The sequence below is a fragment of the Streptomyces sp. SM1 genome (assembly GCF_002910825.1).
Lineage (GTDB): Bacteria > Actinomycetota > Actinomycetes > Streptomycetales > Streptomycetaceae > Streptomyces > Streptomyces okerensis.
On record NZ_NEUB01000327.1, the window covers coordinates 1 to 3,712 of the forward strand.

A 3,712-nucleotide genomic window follows, 5' to 3' on the forward strand; every position below is an offset into this window, starting at 1 on the left:
CCCTGTCGGCCGCCGCCCACCAGTCGTCGCACCGCAGCCGTGCCGCACCGCTCACCCGGGACAGCGCGGACCACACGTTCTCCACGCGGGCGCGCCCGTCGATCTCGAGGAGGCGCGGACGGTCCGGGCGGTGCAGTGTGCCCCGGAGCGCGAAGGCGCCGTCCGGCGCGGACACGGCGAGCGCGAGCCGCAGCGCGCGCCGCCGGTTCCACTGTTCCACGGTGATCCGTCCCGTCTCCCCCGGTTCCCCCTCCGCGGTGCTCTCGTACACCGCTCCGGGCCGGAGGTGACGTCCCCCTGCGACGATCCGTACGTCCGGTACCTCCCGTCCGTCCGGCAGCAGCACCCGTCCCGCCTCCGCGCGGGTGTCCTCCGCCAGGTCGAGCAGGACGGCGAGGGCGTCGACGAGCCAGGGACGCGGGACGGGGGTGAGGACCATCGTGTGGCGGAGAACGACCATGGGGCCAGCGTGACGACTCCGCCGTGCGCCGGTCCATGCCCGGGTACGGCAATGGGCGCGCCGGTGTTCTTCCGGTCCCCGGCAGCACGCGGGTACGGCCCGGCGCCGGTCAGGCCCGGACGAGGGTGACGTCCTGGTTCGCGACGGCGTGCACGACGGGCTCCAGGAGGATGCCGCCGGGACGCAGTTCGAGGATCATGGCCTCGACGTGCGCGGGACCGGCCTTCAGTGCGTTGCCGGGGGCGCGGCCGGTGTTCTCCCACGGGTGCTCCTCCCCGTCGCACACCGCGCGGGTGCCCCCGATGCCGTAGCGGACCGTGGGGGTGGACTGGCTCACCGAGGAGCTGACGAAGACGTCTCCGGTGCCGGCCAGGCAGCGGTAGGTGCCGGAGAGGGTGACGGAGCCGTCCTCGGCGATCCGTCCCTCCGCGTTCACCGTCACGGCTTCCGTGGGGTCGGTCGACGCGGTGGCCGAGGGGGCCGCCGCCGCGGTGCCGAGCAGCAGGATCGCGGCACCGGCCGCCGCGCCGAGGTAGGGGCGTACGGGCATGGAAAACCTCCGTGAGTGAGCGGAACGAGGGCTTCCACCAGTACCCGGTACACCGCTCACCGGCCACTCGTCGTCACCCTTCGGTGGCCCGGGGGTGTGCCGCCCGTCGGGGAACGGACCCGCCGGCGTGCCGAACCCGGCGAACCGCCGGAGCGACGGTGCGGCGGAACCGATGCGGCGGTGCGGCGGAACCGGTGCCGAGCAGGACCGTGTCGTCCGTGCCGGGACGGGACCGTCACCGGTGGGTTCACCGCCGTGGCCGGGGCATCGCCGGGCGGCGATCCACGCGGGTCCGGCCGCCTGCTCCGGCGGGGAGCGCTCCTCCCGTTCGTGGTGGTCGTCGTCGGCCTCTCCCTGCTCCTGCTCACGGTCTCCTTCCGGTCCGTGACCATCCCCGTCAAGGCCACCATCGGATTCCTGCTCTCCGTGGGGGGGCGGCCTTCGGAGCCACCGTCGCGGCCTTCCCGTGGGGATGGCCGGCCGGCCTGCCGGGCGTGCTCAGCGAGGGACCCGTGGCCGGCTTCGTACCCGTCATCGTGACGTTGACGGTTGTGTCCGGGCCCGCGAGGACGAGCAGCCGGGGCGTGTCCGGCCGGTCGTGTCCGCAACCGCCGCGACGGCCGGGTCGTCGCCCCGCACCGGATGTCCGCCGGCCGCCCCAGGGCGGCCGCCCGCTCCCGGCCGCCGCTGGGTTCACCCCTCCGCGACGAACCACCGCAGCAGGGAGGCGAGCCGTTCCGGCCGGTCCTCGGCGATCAGCGTCCGGGTGTTCCTGATCTCCACCAGCCGTCCGCGCGGCAGCAGTTCGGCCAGACGGCGGCCGTGCTCGCGGGGCATCATCAGGTCCTCGGCCGCCCAGACGACCGGCGCGGGCCGGTCGAAGTACCGCAGGCCCTGGGCGGCTTCGAGCAGTTCGCTCCGCCGGACATGGGTCCCGTAGTGCCGGAAGTCCCGCCGGATCGCCGGATCGGTGCGCAGCGGGCGCAGCCAGCGGTCGACGATCTCGTCCGGCACGGGGCGCCTGGTGAGCGCGCCCAGTCCGACCGGCAGCCTGCGCAGCGGTTTCAGGCCCAGCGTGCGGACCATGAGGGGAATGCCGCCGGGCACCCGGCAGGCCAGGGTGAGCATCCTGCCGGGCAGTCCCGGCGGGTAGTTGTCGAAGGCCTCGCAGGAGATCAGCACCAGCCGCGCCAGCCGCTCGGGGTGCCGGGCCGCGACCGTCTGGGCGCGGCCGCAGTCGCTCTCGACGAGGGTGACGTCCCGCAGGTCGAGGCGGTCGAGGAACTCCGCGACCATCTCGTTGACCAGGTCCGGCGTGGGCGGCCGGGTCATCGGCCTGCGGTGCGAGCCGTACGGCAGGGTCGGCGCGAGAAGCCGGTGTCCGGTCCGCAGTTCGGCGACGACCTTCCGCCAGACCGAGGAGTCGTGCACGAGTCCGTGCAGCAGGACGACGACCGGCCCCTCTCCTGCGGTGTCCTCGTACTCGACGATGCCCGCGCTCAGCTCGATCTCCGGCATGACGCCAGGCTAGGGCCCGGGGCTCAGGGCAGCAGCGCGAAGCCGTCGAGCTCCACCAGGGCCTCCTCGTCCCACAGACGGACCACTTCGACGACCGCCATCGCCGGGTAGTCCCGGCCGGCCAGTTCGTGCCAGACGCGGCCGAGTTCGCGGGCGTGGGTGCGGTAGGCGGCGACGTCGGTGGCGTAGACGGTGACGCGGGCCAGGTCGGCGGGGGTGCCGCCGGCGGTGCGCAGGGCGGTGAGCAGATTGGCCAGGGCGCGGGTGAACTGCTCGGGCAGGGTGTCGCCGACCACCTTGCCGTCGGCGTCGAGGGCGGTCTGGCCGGCCAGGAAGACCAGCCGGGAGCCGGTGGCGACGACGGCGTGCGAGAAGCCGGCCGGCGGGGAGAGTTCGGGCGGGTTGACGCGCTCGGCGGTCACCGGTCCTCCAGGTTCCTGTACAGCTCCTTGGCGATGATGTCCCGCTGGACCTCGCTCGCCCCCTCGTAGACACGGGGTGCGCGGACCTCGCGGTAGAGGTGTTCGAGCAGGTGCCCGCGTTGCAGGGCGCGTGCTCCGTGCAGTTGGACGGCCCGGTCGACGACGTACTGCGCGGTCTCGGTGGCCAGCAGCTTCGCCATCGCGGCGCGCCGGGGGACGTCGGCGGCGCCCGCGTCGTACGCCGTCGCCGCCGCGTACACCATCAGCCGGGCCGACTCGGTGCGCAGGGACATCTCGGCGACCTGGTGGGCGACGGACTGCAGGTCCTTCAGCTTGCCGCCGAACGCGTCCCGCCGGGCGGTGTGCTCGAGGGTCGCGTCCAGTGCGGCCTGGGCCATGCCGACCGCGAAGGCGCCGACACTGGGCCGGAACAGGTTGAGGGTGTCCATGGCGACCCGGAAGCCGCCGTCCGGCGTCCCCAGCACGTCGTCGGCGGTCACGGGTACGGCGTCGAAGCCGAGGGTGCCGATGGGGTGCGGGGAGAGCATGTCGAGGCGGCCGCCGGTGAGGCCGGGGCGGTCGGCGGGGACCAGGAAGGCGGTCACGCCCCGGGCGCCGGCGCCGGGGGTGGTGCGGGCGAAGACGGTGCAGAAGTCGGCGTCGGGGGCGTTGGAGATCCAGCACTTCTCCCCGGTGAGCCGCCAGCGGGAGGCGCCGTCCGGCTCGGCGGTCAGGTCCGGTGACGTGCCGGACGCGGCGGCA

General features: G+C 74.4%; 4 protein-coding genes and 1 pseudogene. All 5 read right to left on the bottom strand.

Annotation, left to right across the window (positions count from 1 at the left end):
- Positions 1-460: pseudogene (locus B9S61_RS07950) on the bottom strand (hypothetical protein); the annotation flags it as partial.
- A 109-nt stretch (positions 461-569) separates the two neighbouring features.
- Positions 570-1,010: a DUF6299 family protein gene (locus B9S61_RS07955; protein WP_103541604.1), complete on the bottom strand. Its 441-nt coding sequence runs from the start codon at positions 1,008-1,010 to the stop codon at positions 570-572.
- A gap of 693 nt (positions 1,011-1,703) precedes the next feature.
- Positions 1,704-2,528 (bottom strand): alpha/beta fold hydrolase, encoded by an 825-nt coding sequence (locus B9S61_RS07960; protein WP_103541605.1) that lies wholly within the window; start codon positions 2,526-2,528, stop codon positions 1,704-1,706.
- A 23-nt stretch (positions 2,529-2,551) separates the two neighbouring features.
- Positions 2,552-2,950: a RidA family protein gene (locus B9S61_RS07965; RefSeq protein ID WP_103541606.1), complete on the bottom strand. Its 399-nt coding sequence runs from the start codon at positions 2,948-2,950 to the stop codon at positions 2,552-2,554.
- Positions 2,947-3,712, bottom strand: a 766-nt coding sequence (locus tag B9S61_RS07970) for an acyl-CoA dehydrogenase family protein (RefSeq protein ID WP_103541607.1), incomplete at its 5' end; no start/stop codon positions are given. The genes B9S61_RS07965 and B9S61_RS07970, both read right to left, overlap by 4 nt.

Bases quoted from the DNA above. Each gene is read 5' to 3' on its own strand.
- B9S61_RS07955 (WP_103541604.1), bottom strand. From the start codon at position 1,010: ATGCCCGTACGCCCCTACCTCGGCGCGGCGGCCGGTGCCGCGATCCTG.
- B9S61_RS07960 (WP_103541605.1), bottom strand. From the start codon at position 2,528: ATGCCGGAGATCGAGCTGAGCGCGGGCATCGTCGAGTACGAGGACACC.